Source organism: Staphylococcus sp. HMSC068G11 (assembly GCF_001815825.1).
Lineage (GTDB): Bacteria > Bacillota > Bacilli > Staphylococcales > Staphylococcaceae > Staphylococcus > Staphylococcus epidermidis.
Window position 1 is genome coordinate 89,233 of sequence record NZ_KV822100.1, and the last position, 14,912, is coordinate 104,144.

Genomic DNA, 14,912 nt, shown 5'->3' on the forward strand with positions numbered 1-14,912 from the left:
TTATAAAAACTCATTTACTGGCTATTTTGCTAGGGATTATGTCCCAGCCTAATTTGTGGCTCTAATTGTTAGTGTTTAATATGTAATTATTTATTTATAATACATACACTTAGTGATAACAATATAAAAGCATTCTATACGATTTTCATTATATTTACTATTCACTCTCAGATTGAATATACCCTTCTTCTTCAAGTAATTTTTGTAAATTTTGTTTAAGTTCTAATTTATCACCTAGATTATCTATCACATGATCTGCCATCCTACTTTTTTTATCTATAGATATTTGACTATATACACGTGCTTTTGCATCTTCTAATGATAAATTATTCCTTTCCATTAAACGATCGATTTGAATACTTTCAGAAGTGTAAACCACCCAAACTTCATCTACAGTATCTTGTAATTCATTTTCGTACAACAATGGGATATCCATAATTACATGATATCCATGTTCTAGATAATTGTTTTTCTCTTGTTCCATTATCTCTCTTACAATAGGATGAACTATTTCATTAAGAGCCTCGCGTAAGTCAGGATGATTAAAAACAATCTCTCCTACATATTGACGATTCATCTCACCATTTTCGTCAATTGCTTCTTCCCCAAAAATCTCTTTAACTTGTTCAAGTCCCTTAGATCCTTTTTTAACTGCTTCGCGTGAAGCAATATCAGCATCTACTATTTTAAACCCATATGCTGTTAATAATTCTGAAACAGTTGATTTTCCAGTGGCAATACCACCTGTTATCCCAATCACTTTAGACATTATTTCACTCTTCCTTTATCTCTGACAGTTTGGACAAAAATGACTATTTCTTCCAGCTATCACTTTTGTTTCAATCGAATGACCACAAACCTTGCACTTTTTTTGTTTATATACATTTAAATGTAATTGCATTTGTCCTGTTTTACCATCTGCGTGCCTATAATCTGAAATACTAGTACCTCCATATTTTATACCCTCTTCTAAAACTTCTCGAACATAATAAAAGAGAGATTTTCTTTCTTGTTTAGTGAGTGAATTTGTAATTTTATCCGGAGTAATACCAGCTCTGAATAAAGCTTCACAGGCATAGATATTTCCAGCTCCTGCTATAACACGATGATCAAGAATCGTTTGTTTTATTGGTTTGTTCTTATATTTTTTCAAAGTCAAACATTCTAAATAGTGTTCAAATGCCACCTCTTCAAATGGTTCTGGAGCGATTTCTAATAAAGAGGGATAACTATCAAAATTGACTATATTTCTGATTTCTCCAAACCGTCTGATATCAGAATAGACTAATTTTTGATCATTATCCAAATCGAAAATGACTTGCCAATGCTTTCGATAATTCGGTGTACTTATCTCATCAAGGTTATTAACAACGAAAAAACCGCCTGCCATACCTAAATGACTAACTAAGATTCTGTCTTCGTCATGATAGGCTATATAAAATATAATGTACTTACTTCTTCTTTCAACTTTTTTTATAACATAACCTTCAGTAAGTTTTTTAAAAGTATCTAATTCCATACCTTTTATAATCGTCTCACGGTGATTATTCTTACCGTTAATTACATTTTTAGCAAAAGTTACTTTCTCTATTTTTGCACTTTTTATTAATGGCTCAATACCTCTTTTAACATGTTCAACTTCAGGTAGTTCAGGCATGATATTATCCTTTCTTTATTTAGCATCGTACCATGTTGCACCATAATTAGAATCTACTTTTAAAGGTACATCAAGCACTAATGCTTGTTCCATAATTTCTTCTACAAATTTACTAAAATCTTCTACTTCTGATTTTGGTATTTCAAATATGAGTTCATCATGAACTTGTAATAATAACTTAGCATGATATTTAGTTTCTTTAATCTTTTCACTGAATTTAACCATTGCTAATTTTATTATGTCAGCCGCACTACCTTGAATGGGCGTATTCATTGCTGTTCTTTCTGCAAAGCTTCTTAAATTAAAGTTTCTACTTGTTATATCAGGAATGTATCGACGACGATGAAGTAGTGTTTCTACATAACCTTGTGCTTTTGCATCTTTAACAATGTCAGACATATATTGTTTTACACCTGGAAAACTAGCTAAATAATCATCAATAAATGCTTTAGCTTTTTTTCTAGTGATACCCAAGCTCTGACTCAATCCATAATCGCTGATGCCGTAAACAATACCAAAGTTAACAGCTTTTGCTTGACGTCTCATTAAACTATCAACCTGATCAGATTCAACATTAAATACTTTCATTGCTGTTGCAGTGTGAATATCATGTCCGTTTATAAATGCATGTTTTAAACTTTCATCTTGCGTGATATGCGCAAGTACACGTAACTCAATTTGTGAATAATCAGCAGATAAAATCACACTATCCTTAGAAGTTGGTTTAAAGGCCTTTCTAATCTTTCTTCCTTCTTCTAATCGTATAGGTATATTTTGTAAATTAGGATCTACACTAGATAATCTACCAGTTTGAGCAAGCGTTTGATTAAAACGTGTGTGAATTCTGTGATCTTTGCTTATTACTTTTTGTAATCCCTCTACATACGTAGATTGCAACTTAGAAAGTTGTCTATATTCTAAAATATCATCTATAATAGGATGCTCACCTTGCAGTTTTTCTAATACATCTACAGCTGTTGAATAGCCCGTTTTGGTCTTCTTAATGACAGGCAATTGTAATGTTTCAAATAAAACAACACCTAATTGCTTAGGAGAATTTATATTAAATGCTTCACCAGCAGACTCATGAATATTGGAAATTAATACATCCAATTTTTTTTGAATTTCGAATTCCATTTCTTTCAAATCATTGATATCGGTATATATACCAATTTCTTCCATTTCACTTAAAATTCTTGCTAATGGTAATTCTAAATCTTTCAACAGTTCAATTTGATTATAATCTTCTAACTGTGATTTCATGATTGGAGTTACAGCTGATATAGCTTCTGTCACGGAAGCAATGTGTTCGTTTAAAATTGATTCTTCAGGTATATGATGTTTCTTACCTTTCCCAAAAACTGTAATATTATCTTTTACATAATTTTGTCCATATAAACTTACAACAGATTTAACGTCATCAATAGAACGTGATGGGTCAATAATATAGCTTGCTAACATAACATCAAATTCAATATTTTCTATATTAATCCCTAATCGATGAGCAGATACATAAGTCCTTTTTGCATCATAGACAATTTTGGTTGTATTTTTATCTTCAAGCCATCGAACTAAATTTTTATAATTCTTTACATCATCAGCATTTATTACTACATGTTGATGATTTGTATAAAAACCAAATTTGAGAATAGCGTATTTAAGATAATTAGTACCTTCGAGTTCAAAATGTATTACCGCTTCATTTAAATCATTCAAATCTACATTTTGAAAGTCTTGCTCAATTTCAAAAGTTTTATCTATAACTTCTTCATTATTAGAAGGTGTGTCTATATCTGCTAGTAGCTGTTTAAATTCTAGCTTTTTAAATAGTTCAATTTTTTCTGCAGTGTCGTCTTGAAGAGTTAATTTTGTATCTTCTAATGATACTTCAATCGGACTGTGAACATTGATTGTTGCTAAATCTTTACTCATTAAGGCATCAGCTTTACTATTAATGAGTTTTTCTTTTAATTTTTTTGCAGTAACCTCCTCAATATGTTCATAGACCCCTTCTACTGACTCAAATTGATTAAGTAATTTAATTGCCGTCTTTTCGCCGACACCAGCGACTCCAGGAATATTGTCAGAGGTATCCCCCATTAGACCTTTCATATCGATAATTTGTTTCGGCACTAACCCCTGATATTTCTCTGCTATAAATTCAGGTGTATAATGATCAACGTCGGTAACACCTTTTTTTGTATAATATATTGTAACATTATCAGTGGCTAATTGAGTTAAGTCTCTATCACCTGTAATGATAATGGTTTCAAAATCAGCTTCATCAGCTTGTCTACTTAATGTTCCTATAATGTCATCAGCTTCATAATTATCAAGTTCATATCTTTTAATATGATACGCATCTAATAGTTGACGAATATATGGAAATTGTTCACTTAGTTCAGGTGGAGTTTTTTGACGACCACCTTTATATTCACTGTACTTAGAATGTCTGAAAGTCGTTTTACCTGCATCAAATGCAACTAAAAAATGATTCGGTTTTTCTTCTTTAATTATTTTTTCTAAAAGCATAGCAAAGCCGTAAACTGCATTTGTATGAATACCTGCATGGTTTGAAAGTAATGGAAGAGCATAAAACGCTCTAAAGCTTAAACTATTACCATCTATTAATACTAATTTATTCAAAATACGTAACCTCCAGAACAGATTTACATATATTTTAGCATATATACAAATACATAACGAGTAAGCGAGTTTAGTACTCACTACGCATTAACTATTACTAATAGTTAACTTATAAATGCTAAAAAAATATTAAGTTAAATGCTTCTTAAAAATTTCCCATCTATGAGTTTGCACTCATCTTATGTCTGTCAATGACAATATGTATTTTGATTTTAATTAATAGCATGAGTCTTAACATTATATTTCTAAATAATCACTACAACAAAGGACACCACTTTGTCTGTACCAACAATGTAGTGCCCTCAAATTTAATTATCATTAAATAGAACTTTGAATATTGAACCTTTGCCAGGTTCACTTTTAACGTCTATTCTACCATTGTGTGCTTCAACAATATGTTTTGTTATAGAAAGACCAAGTCCTGTACCACCTGAATCTCTACTTCTCGCTTTATCTACACGATAGAAACGTTCAAATATACGCTTTTGATCTGTTTCACTTATACCAATACCATAATCTTGAATCTCTAAATAAACTTTATTGTCATTTCTATATACTCTTACTATTACCTTATTATCTTCTGAGGAATAATTTATAGCATTTGATAGTAAATTAGTAATAACTTGCGCTATTTTATTTTCATGTGCCTCAATGATGACATCTTTTTCGATTTCAGATTGTATTTTGATTCTCTTATTTTGTGCTTGTGTTTGCAAATTATCTATTATATTAATAGCTAATTCAGACAAATTCATGTAATTTATTTCAAGTTCTTTTTGCTGTTCAATATGTGATAAATCTAATAAGTCTGTAACCAATGACTCTATTCTATTAGATTCTTTTAAAATAATATTTAAAAACATATCAAGCGATTGTTCATCATTTTTAGCACCTTCAATCAGAGTTTCTGCAAAACCTTTGATTGAAGTAATCGGTGTTTTGAGTTCATGTGACACATTAGCAACAAATTCCCTTCTAAGGTTTTCTAATTTCTGCAAATTAGTAATGTCATGAAGCACAACCACCATACCTTGTAAATTTTTTTTAGATTTAGTTAAAATGGGGATGCAAGATACATCGAAATATTTAGTATGTACGTTATTAATATCAACTTCTAATTGTTCATAGATAACTTTTTCAGTTCTAAAACTTTCAATAATCAATTTTTCGATACTATCATCTATGAAACCAATGTAACTTTTATTTTCTACCATTTGATCAGGGTTAAACACCTGATAATAAGCATGATTAGCAACTACAATTTCTCCATGTTTATCAATCATCAGTACTGAACTCGGTATATTTTCTAAGGTAGTTTTTAATCTATTGGATTGAATTTTTTGACTATTGTTTAATTTTTGCAATCGTCGCGCTAAGTCATTCGTAGTCACAAATAATGCTCTAGTTTCCTTCACATTACTTTCTGGAACACGAACATGGTAATATCCATCTGCAAGAAGTGATGTAGCATAAGTTACTTCATTGATAGGTCTAATATATGTTCGATTGATACTTCTACTTGCTAAATAAACCGTAAATAATACAATGACTCCAACAATAGACAAGTATTTCCATAAATCCTTTTGTAAATCAATAATTTCATTATTAATTCCACTTATGTATATTGTTTTATTATCTATTGTATTTTTATAGGTGTAACGCATACCGAGTTTTGTATTTTTATTGATTAATTTCGAAGGATTAGCTTCATTATCAATTCTATGGTCAATATCTTTAATATTTCCACTTGAGTAAATAATTTTATCTTTATCGTTTTCTTTTATTAATATGATATTTTTTTCATTATGAGCTATATTAGTGATTTCTTTCTCTTTATTATTATTATAGAGATTAATATAATTACGAGCTTCACTATCTAAGCTTTTAATTTGATTACTAGTTAATGTTTGATAAATTGTGTTGTGAATGATAGCGCCTAAACCAATAAAACTAATGATTGTAATAGTACTAATTAATAGTAATAAACGCAGATGAAACTTCAACATTAAGCTTTAGGTCTCTCCAGTTTATAACCTAAACCTCGTACAGTCTTTATCAATTTAGGTTGCTTAGGATTTTCTTCCAATTTATCTCTTAAGTGGCTTATATGTACATCAACAATTCGAGAATCTCCAGCGAATTCATAATTCCACACTGAATTCAACATATGTTCTCGGGTAATAACTCTTCCTTGTCTTTCAATTAAATATAATAACAATTCAAATTCTTTTGGCGTCAATTCTAATAATTCATCTTCTTTATAGACTTCAAAGAATTCAGGTCGTATTCTAATTGAACCAATGATAATATCTTCATCATCAACATCTTCTTTTTCAATTTCATTAACAAATTGAGAACGTCTTAATATTGCTTTAACTCTGGCAACTACCTCTCTAGGTGAAAATGGTTTTGTCATATAATCATCAGCACCTAGTTCTAGTCCTAAAACCCGATCAAATTCATCGTCCTTTGCTGTCAACATTAAAATCGGTACTAAATTTTTATCAGACCTGATTGTTTTACATACTTCTATACCATCTTTTTTTGGCAACATAACGTCTAATACAATTAGTTCCGGTTGTTCTGTTTCAACTTTTTTCAATGCCTCTTCACCATCATAAGCGACTTCGACTATATACCCTGCTGTTTCTAAATTATATTTTAGTAAGGTCACGATGGATTGCTCATCATCAACCACTAATATTTTTTGTGACATAGTGTGCCTCCTAATCTTTTTATACATTTATATTATAACTGATATTTAAATGGAAATAATATAGCTACACATCAAATTTACATAATCTTAATAAAAGTTATAATTTTACCCGTAATAATTATACATGATAGTAACGTCGACTTATATTTTCTTGAAGGAAACTTTATTAAAAGAAATATGAAATTTAAACAGAGTGATTGTTCAAGATAAGAAGTGGGTTAAATTTGTATTAAATAAACATTTCTATCCCAATTCCAACTTGCTGTGTTTGTACAATTTATTGATGATATACTATCTACTGGGTCGCAATGAAGTAAAAAAATGTTAGGCTTATTTTAAATTTATTGATCATACAAAAAAACCTGAGACACTAATATTTTATGTCTCAGGTTCTTTGAAATTTTTATAAAAAAGTTAGTAAAAATTATCTAATATTCTTAATTAGTTCATCAGCAAAATCAGATGTTGAAACTTCTTTTGCACCATCCATAAGACGTGCAAAATCATATGTTACGATTTTTGAAGCAATTGTTGCCTCAATAGAGTCAGTGATTTTATCTGCGGCTTTTTGCCAACCTAAATGTTCCAGCATTAAAACTGAACTTAAAATTTCTGATGACGGATTTACCTTATTTAAACCAGCATATTTAGGTGCAGTACCATGTGTTGCTTCAAAAATAGCATGTCCAGTTTCATAGTTAATGTTAGCACCAGGTGCAATTCCAATGCCTCCAACTTGAGCTGCGAGAGCATCAGAGATATAGTCACCATTTAAATTCATAGTTGCCACAACATCATGTTCAGCTGGACGTGTTAATATTTGTTGTAAGAAGATATCAGCAATAGAGTCTTTAATAATAATTTTACCCTCTTGTTCAGCTTTACTTTGTGCTTCATTCGCAGCATCTTTACCCTTTTGTTCAACAATTTCATCATATTGTTGCCATGTAAACACTTTATCACCAAATTCATTATGAGCTAAATCATAGCCCCACTGCTTAAATGAACCTTCAGTAAATTTCATAATATTACCTTTATGAACTAAAGTTACTGATTTACGATCATTATCAAGTGCATATTGAATAGCCGCTCTTACTAAACGTTCTGTACCTTCTTTGGATACTGGCTTTATACCAATACCAGAAGTTTCAGGGAAACGAATATTTGTTGCTCCCATTTCATTTTGTAAGAAATCGATAACTTTTTTTACTTCTGACGTACCTTGTTTAAATTCTATCCCTGCGTATATATCTTCGGTATTTTCACGGAAAATAACCATATCAACTTCTTCAGGTCGTTTAACCGGTGAAGGAACGCCTTTGAACCAACGTACCGGACGTAAACAAGTAAATAAATCTAACTCTTGTCTCAGTGCTACGTTTAACGAACGAATTCCACCACCAATTGGAGTTGTTAAAGGACCTTTAACAGCAATTAAATATTCTTTAATTGTTTCTAACGTTTCTTGTGGCAACCATTCTCCAGTTTCATCGTAAGCTTTTTGACCTGCTAAAACTTCTTTCCATTCTATACGTTTTTCTCCATTATACGCTTTTTCAACAGCTGCATCGATTACTCGGCTAGCTGCTTTCCAAATATCAGGTCCAATACCATCACCAATAATAAACGGAATAATAGGTTCGTTAGGTACATTTAAACCATCTTTACCCTGTGTTATTTTTTCTGCAGACATACAATTAACCTCCATATTTTTAAGTTATAATACTAATTTATTTTATGATCTTTCTTCAATAGGCACATATTTACGATTTTGTTCACCTATATATTTAGCTCTTGGTCGCATAATTCTATTGTCTCGATATTGCTCTAAAATATGAGCAATCCAACCAGAAGCACGACTTACTGCAAATATTGGTGTGAATAAATCATGTGGAATATTCATACTATGATAGACTGTAGCACTAAAGAAATCGACATTAGGAATAAGTCCTTTTTCTTCTTTCATTCTCTTCTCAATGGCTAATGACATTTCAAACAGTTCACTTTGCCCTGTTTCTTCAGTGATTTTACGGCTCATTTCTCTTAAATATTTAGCTCTTGGATCACCATCTTTATAAACACGATGACCAAAGCCCATAATTTTATCTTTATTTGCAAATCTTTCATCTAAATAGTGATCAACATTATCAATGCTACCTATTTCTTTAAGCATTGACATCACTCGTTCATTTGCGCCACCATGTAATGGTCCTTTTAATGAACCAATAGCTGCAACAACACCTGAATACATATCTGATAACGAAGATACTGCGCAACGTGCTGTAAATGCAGATGCGTTAAGTTCATGATCAGCATGTAAAATTAATGCCTTATTAAATGCTTCAACTTCAACTTCTGTTGGTAGTTCTCCCCTTAACATATATAAGAAATTTGCTGCATAACTAAGTTCAGAATTAGGTTTAACAGGTTCTTTACCGTCTCTAACTCTAGCGAAAGCCGTTACTAAAGAAGCGATTTTAGCTTGAATACGAATAGCTCTATCATATTTATTCTCATCAGATTCATTTTCCGCTTCTGGATCAAAATGAGCTACATAAGATACTGATGTACGTAGAGCAGTCATTGGATGTACATGATCTGTCACATACTCCTCAAAATGCTTGTATACTCTAGTGTTAAGAGTCATATAATCAAATAATTTTTCTTTTAATTCACTTAGCTCTTTTTCATTAGGAAGTCTATAATTCCATAGTAAAAAAATTATTTCTTCAAATTGCGCGTTTTCTGCGAGATCGTCAATATCATAGCCCGCATATGTTAACTGACTGTCAATTATTGAGCTAATTTTAGTTTCAGCTGCAATAACCCCTTCTAAACCTCTTTTTAATTCTGCCATGATAAATTTCCCCTTTACTGTTTCTTTATGAAATGGCTTTCAATAAATATTATAGCTAAATTCAAACAATTTGTGAAACATTAAAAACATTCTCATATCAGTACAAGAAAAATCACTAGTCACCACTTATAATATTTGCCTTCTAAAACCCCTAACAACACAGGTTTCCCCATACTTATCTCCTCCAAAAAATCACAATTGATTATGTCTTTTCGTTTAGTTATCAAGAATGATTAAAAAATATTAATAATAATTATGGTGAATTTTCACACTTTTTTTCGAAAAGAATTGTATAAATTGCATTATAAGTGCATAATATATATATCTTATAGTAAGGGAGTTGTCTTATGGCTGAGAATTTACAAAGAGAATTGAGCAATAGACATGTTCAATTAATTGCCATCGGAGGTGCTATAGGAACTGGTCTGTTCCTAGGTGCCGGACAAACTATCGCAATGACTGGTCCCTCAATATTACTTACTTATATTATTATAGGGTTCATGTTATTTATGTTCATGCGTGGATTGGGAGAAATTATTATTCAAAATACGAACTTCAAATCTTTTGCTGACGTGACCAACACATATATAGGACCGTTCGCAGGATTTGTAACTGGTTGGACTTACTGGCTATGCTGGATTATTACTGGTATGGCTGAAGTGACTGCAGTTGCCAAATATATAAGTTTTTGGTTCCCAGACATACCTAATTGGATTAGTGCTTTATTTTGTGTACTTATTCTAATGTCTTTCAATTTATTAAGTGCAAAGTTGTTTGGTGAGCTTGAATTCTGGTTCGCAATCATCAAAATAGTTACAATCATTGCATTAATCGTTGTAGGTGTAATCATGATTTTATTCGCATTCAAAACACCATTTGGTAACGCAAGTTTAACTCATTTGTATCAACATGGAATTTTTCCAAAAGGAGCTTCTGGATTCTTTATGTCATTCCAAATGGCATTGTTCTCATTTGTTGGTATTGAAATGATTGGTGTTACTGCAGGCGAGACAAAAGATCCAGAAAAAACTATACCTAAAGCTATCAATAGTGTACCTATTAGAATTTTAATCTTTTATGTAGGGGCATTAGCAGTCATCATGTCTATTATTCCATGGGATAAAGTAGATCCAGATAATAGTCCATTCGTTAGATTGTTTGCATTAATTGGTATACCATTTGCAGCAGGAATAATTAATTTCGTTGTTTTAACAGCTGCTGCCTCTTCATGTAACAGTGGTATTTTCTCAAACAGCAGAATGCTTTATGGACTTTCAAACCAAAATCAAGCACCACCAACATTTGCTAGTACTAATAAACATGGTGTGCCACATAAAGCGATCATCGCATCATCAGCTTTATTGTTAATTGCAGCGCTACTGAATTACATATTCCCTGATGCAACACTTGTATTTACTTATGTAACTACGATTTCTACAGTATTATTTGTTGTGGTTTGGGCATTAATTATTATTGCTTATATTAACTATAGTCGTAAAAATCCAGAACTTCATAAGAAAGCAACATATAAACTACCAGGCGGTCAATACATGGGATACCTTATTCTTATTTTCTTTGTTTTTGTATTTGCCTTGTTATTTATTAATGTTGATACAAGAAGAGCGATTTACTGCACGCCTATTTGGTTTATTTTATTAGGTTTAATGTACTTAAGATACAAAAAAGCTAATAAAGAAGCACGATAAAATTTACATCGACACTTAGTAATTTCTGATTACTAGTGTCGATTTTTTAATTTGTTTTAATGATATACTTTTCTTACTTTTTACTAATTGATGTCATCTAGAAACCTCTGATCTTATCTTGTTAATTTCTACAATTTTTATTTTTCAATGAATCATTCTTCTATTACTTTTTTTATTAAACACAGAAAAATCCCTATATATATATTTTTTATAATTTGTTTTGTAAGTTATAAAAAGAATAAATTAGGATACAGATGACATTTGATGTTTTACCTTAAAATCGATAACTAGTATTGAAAAAGGTTGATTTAATCATTTTTAATTTCAATAATTAACTACCCTAATAATAAGAGCCTGGAACATAAATCAATGTTCCAGGCTCTCTTATGAATAGCTTTAAAGCTTTGTGATTATCAAATCTTCTTTTTTAATTTATCATTTGTTAAATTAAAGAACGTTAGCATAACCTTCAAACACTTTACCTTGTGACGCATCTAAAGTCACTAACATATCATTTTTAATTTCTTTAGTTGCTTGTTCTACACCAACAACAGTAGGTATACCTTTTTCTAAACCTATAATTGCGCTTGGTGAAGTAATACCATTTTCTTCTGTAATTAGACCTATAGCTGTTTCAACATATGGTACTAATGTTTCATCAACAGAATTTGTAATGATAACTTTATCAGATAAATCTTTACCTTCTAAGTCACTTGCACTATCTGCAACAATTGCGTGGCCTACAACAGATCCTCTACCAACACCTTGGCCTTTAGCAATCTCATCACCTACTAAGTGGATTTTCATCATATTTGTAGTTCCTTTTTCTCCAGTAGGTACACCAGCAGTAATAATAATTAAATCTCCGTTTGAAACTCTACCAGTTTCGACTGCTGTTGCTACAGCATTATTTAGTAAAGCATCAGTTGTTTTACGTCCTTCTTTAACTACAGGATTTACTCCCCATACAATTGCACATTGTCTAGCAGTTTTTTCACTAGGTGTTACAGCAATGATATCTGAATGTGGACGATATTTAGAAATTGTACGTGCTGTTGAACCACTTTCAGTTGCTGCTACTATAGCTTTTACATTTAAGTTTAAGGCAGTATGTGCAACAGAAACACCAATTGCATTGACTAATGATGTTTCAACTAATTTAGTACGATCACTTAATAATTTTTTATAGTCTTGCGCTGCTTCAGCAGAAACTGCAATATTGCGCATAGTTTTAACAGCTTCTTCTGGATATTGACCTGCTGCAGTTTCTCCTGATAACATTACCGCGTCAGTACCATCGTATATTGCATTAGCTACGTCACTTGCTTCTGCACGTGTCGCACGTGGATTACGTTGCATAGAATCAAGCATTTGAGTCGCAGTAATTACAGGTTTTCCTAATTTATTACATTTTCTAATTAAATCTTTTTGAACCATTGGTACGCTTTCTGGCGGAATTTCAACACCCATATCACCGCGTGCTACCATTAATCCATCAGATACTTCAAGAATTTCTTCAATATTATCGATACCTTCTTGGTTTTCAATTTTAGGGAAAATTGTTATTTCTGCTTTTTCTTCTTCAAGAATTTGACGGATATCTAAAACATCACTAGGACGTCTTACAAAACTTGCAGCTATAAAGTCTACATTTTCCTTTATACCAAATCTGATATCATCGGCATCTTTATCAGTGATACCAGGTAAATTAACTTTAACACCAGGTAAGTTAACACCTTTTTTATTTTTTAATTCACCAGTATTTAAGATATCACATTTAACTTCGCCTTTATCTTTATTAATTTCTTTGACTTGAAGTTCAACTAGACCATCATCTAATAGTATATATGAACCAATATTGACATCATTGATTAGATTTTCATATGTTACAGAGAATTTTTCAGGTGTTCCTTCAACTTCATCCATACTTACAATGACTTCTTTGCCTTTTTCTAAAACAATAAGCCCATCTTTCATATTGTGCGTACGAATTTCTGGCCCTTTAGTATCCAATAACAAGCCAATTGTTTTATTTAAACGTTTAGCAACTTTACGAATTGTATCAATTCTTGCTTTATGTTCTTCATGACTACCATGTGAGAAATTTAAACGCGCAACGTTCATTCCTGCATTCATTAATTTTTCGAGCATTTCCTCTGATTCTGAAGCTGGTCCTATTGTACATACAATTTTAGTCTTTCTCATTTTTATAATCCTCCCAAATAAATTTAAATTGATAATTCTTTTGCTAATTCATACATTTGACTATTAAATTTGCGATCATTTTCAGCAAAAATTTCATCAAACGGTGTAGAAGTTAATTGATTATTCCTAATGCCAACACCTTTAGCTGTCTCGCCTTGTTTTAAAAGTTCAATAGCATATCCGCCAAGTCGAGAAGCTAATACTCGATCAGCACCAGATGGGCTACCGCCACGTTGAATGTGACCTAACACTGAAACTCGTGTATCAATGTTAATATACTTCGTTAACTCATCTGCACATTCTTGGCCGCTCATACAACCTTCTGCAACCATAACGATAGAATGTTTTTTTCCTCTTTTGATACCCTGTTCAATCTTTTCAGCTACATCTTTAATATCTGTATTGACTTCTGGTAAAACAATCGTTTCAGCTCCTACAGATAATCCAGCCCATAATGCTAAATCTCCACAATCACGCCCCATTACTTCAACAATAAACGTTCTTGCGTGACTTGATGCTGTATCTCTAATCTTATCGACTGATTCAATAATAGTGTTTAATGCAGTATCAAAACCAATTGTAAAATCCGTACCATTAATATCATTATCAATTGTACCTGGAATACCAATTGTTTGAATTTCTTTACATTCCTCACTAATTCGTTGTGCCCCTCTATAGCTGCCATCTCCTCCAATGACAACTAAACCTTCGATACCACGCTTACGTAAATTCTCAATAGCTTTCTTACGTACATCCTCTTCTTTGAATTGAGGGCACCTTGCGGAAAAGAGAAACGTTCCTCCTCGTTGTATTGTATCCCCTACTGAACCCAATTCAAGCTTATGAATATCATCATCAAGTAAACCTTGGTAACCTTGATAAACACCATAAACTTCAATATTATTGTAAATTGCTGTTCGAGTCACTGCACGAACAGCAGCGTTCATACCCGGAGAATCTCCTCCGCTAGTTAAAACTGCAATCTTCTTCATGACGACATACCTTTCCTTAACTAGATTTATCTTCAACTCTAAATTACCATAAATTTTTTTAACGTTCCATTAAAAGAAAGACAATTCATAGATGTAAACGTTTTAAAAATGTAATTTTTATTACAACATAAAA

At 31.6% G+C, this 14,912-nt stretch carries 10 protein-coding genes; 1 reads left to right on the forward strand and 9 read right to left on the reverse strand.

Annotation, left to right across the window (positions count from 1 at the left end):
* Positions 1–157 precede the first annotated feature (157 nt).
* From coaE to HMPREF3058_RS10865, 7 genes are all read right to left on the reverse strand, one after another.
* Positions 158–769, reverse strand: a complete 612-nt coding sequence (gene coaE / locus HMPREF3058_RS10835) for a dephospho-CoA kinase (protein WP_001830774.1) — start codon at positions 767–769, stop codon at positions 158–160.
* Positions 770–784: 15 nt separating this feature from the next.
* Positions 785–1,657: a bifunctional DNA-formamidopyrimidine glycosylase/DNA-(apurinic or apyrimidinic site) lyase gene (gene mutM / locus HMPREF3058_RS10840; protein WP_002446654.1), complete on the reverse strand. Its 873-nt coding sequence runs from the start codon at positions 1,655–1,657 to the stop codon at positions 785–787.
* 15 nt (positions 1,658–1,672) lie between these two features.
* Entirely contained in the window at positions 1,673–4,303 is a 2,631-nt protein-coding gene (gene polA, locus HMPREF3058_RS10845; RefSeq protein WP_002491819.1) for a DNA polymerase I, read from the reverse strand.
* A gap of 308 nt (positions 4,304–4,611) precedes the next feature.
* Entirely contained in the window at positions 4,612–6,309 is a 1,698-nt protein-coding gene (pnpS, locus tag HMPREF3058_RS10850) for a two-component system histidine kinase PnpS (protein ID WP_002502117.1), read from the reverse strand.
* Entirely contained in the window at positions 6,309–7,019 is a 711-nt protein-coding gene (locus HMPREF3058_RS10855; RefSeq protein ID WP_001830897.1) for a response regulator transcription factor, read from the reverse strand. The genes pnpS and HMPREF3058_RS10855 overlap by 1 nt, the downstream gene beginning before the upstream one ends.
* Before the next feature lie 424 nt (positions 7,020–7,443).
* On the reverse strand, positions 7,444–8,712 hold the full coding sequence (icd, locus tag HMPREF3058_RS10860) for an NADP-dependent isocitrate dehydrogenase (RefSeq protein ID WP_002491801.1): 1,269 nt from the start codon (positions 8,710–8,712) through the stop codon (positions 7,444–7,446).
* Between the two features lie 42 nt (positions 8,713–8,754).
* Positions 8,755–9,876 carry a citrate synthase gene (locus HMPREF3058_RS10865; protein WP_002446658.1) on the reverse strand — a complete coding sequence of 374 codons (1,122 nt, stop codon included), beginning with the start codon at positions 9,874–9,876 and terminating at the stop codon, positions 8,755–8,757.
* Between the two features lie 347 nt (positions 9,877–10,223).
* Between HMPREF3058_RS10865 and HMPREF3058_RS10870 the strand changes: the two genes are divergently transcribed.
* Positions 10,224–11,582, forward strand: a complete 1,359-nt coding sequence (locus HMPREF3058_RS10870) for an amino acid permease (RefSeq protein ID WP_002486730.1) — start codon at positions 10,224–10,226, stop codon at positions 11,580–11,582.
* A gap of 447 nt (positions 11,583–12,029) precedes the next feature.
* On the opposite strand, the gene pyk is transcribed toward HMPREF3058_RS10870, so the two are convergent.
* Complete coding sequence (gene pyk, locus HMPREF3058_RS10875) at positions 12,030–13,787, reverse strand: pyruvate kinase (protein ID WP_002491811.1); 1,758 nt, start codon at positions 13,785–13,787, stop codon at positions 12,030–12,032.
* A gap of 23 nt (positions 13,788–13,810) precedes the next feature.
* Positions 13,811–14,779, reverse strand: a complete 969-nt coding sequence (pfkA, locus tag HMPREF3058_RS10880) for a 6-phosphofructokinase (RefSeq protein WP_002446661.1) — start codon at positions 14,777–14,779, stop codon at positions 13,811–13,813.
* Positions 14,780–14,912: the final 133 nt, after the last annotated feature.

What these genes read in the sequence shown, in the direction of transcription:
- pfkA (WP_002446661.1), bottom strand. Translation starts at nt 14,779, where the DNA reads ATGAAGAAGATTGCAGTTTTAACTAGCGGAGGAGATTCTCCGGGTATG.
- pnpS (WP_002502117.1), bottom strand. Translation starts at nt 6,309, where the DNA reads ATGTTGAAGTTTCATCTGCGTTTATTACTATTAATTAGTACTATTACA.
- mutM (WP_002446654.1), bottom strand. Translation starts at nt 1,657, where the DNA reads ATGCCTGAACTACCTGAAGTTGAACATGTTAAAAGAGGTATTGAGCCA.
- coaE (WP_001830774.1), bottom strand. Translation starts at nt 769, where the DNA reads ATGTCTAAAGTGATTGGGATAACAGGTGGTATTGCCACTGGAAAATCA.
- HMPREF3058_RS10865 (WP_002446658.1), bottom strand. Translation starts at nt 9,876, where the DNA reads ATGGCAGAATTAAAAAGAGGTTTAGAAGGGGTTATTGCAGCTGAAACT.
- HMPREF3058_RS10870 (WP_002486730.1), top strand. Translation starts at nt 10,224, where the DNA reads ATGGCTGAGAATTTACAAAGAGAATTGAGCAATAGACATGTTCAATTA.
- HMPREF3058_RS10855 (WP_001830897.1), bottom strand. Translation starts at nt 7,019, where the DNA reads ATGTCACAAAAAATATTAGTGGTTGATGATGAGCAATCCATCGTGACC.
- icd (WP_002491801.1), bottom strand. Translation starts at nt 8,712, where the DNA reads ATGTCTGCAGAAAAAATAACACAGGGTAAAGATGGTTTAAATGTACCT.
- pyk (WP_002491811.1), bottom strand. Translation starts at nt 13,787, where the DNA reads ATGAGAAAGACTAAAATTGTATGTACAATAGGACCAGCTTCAGAATCA.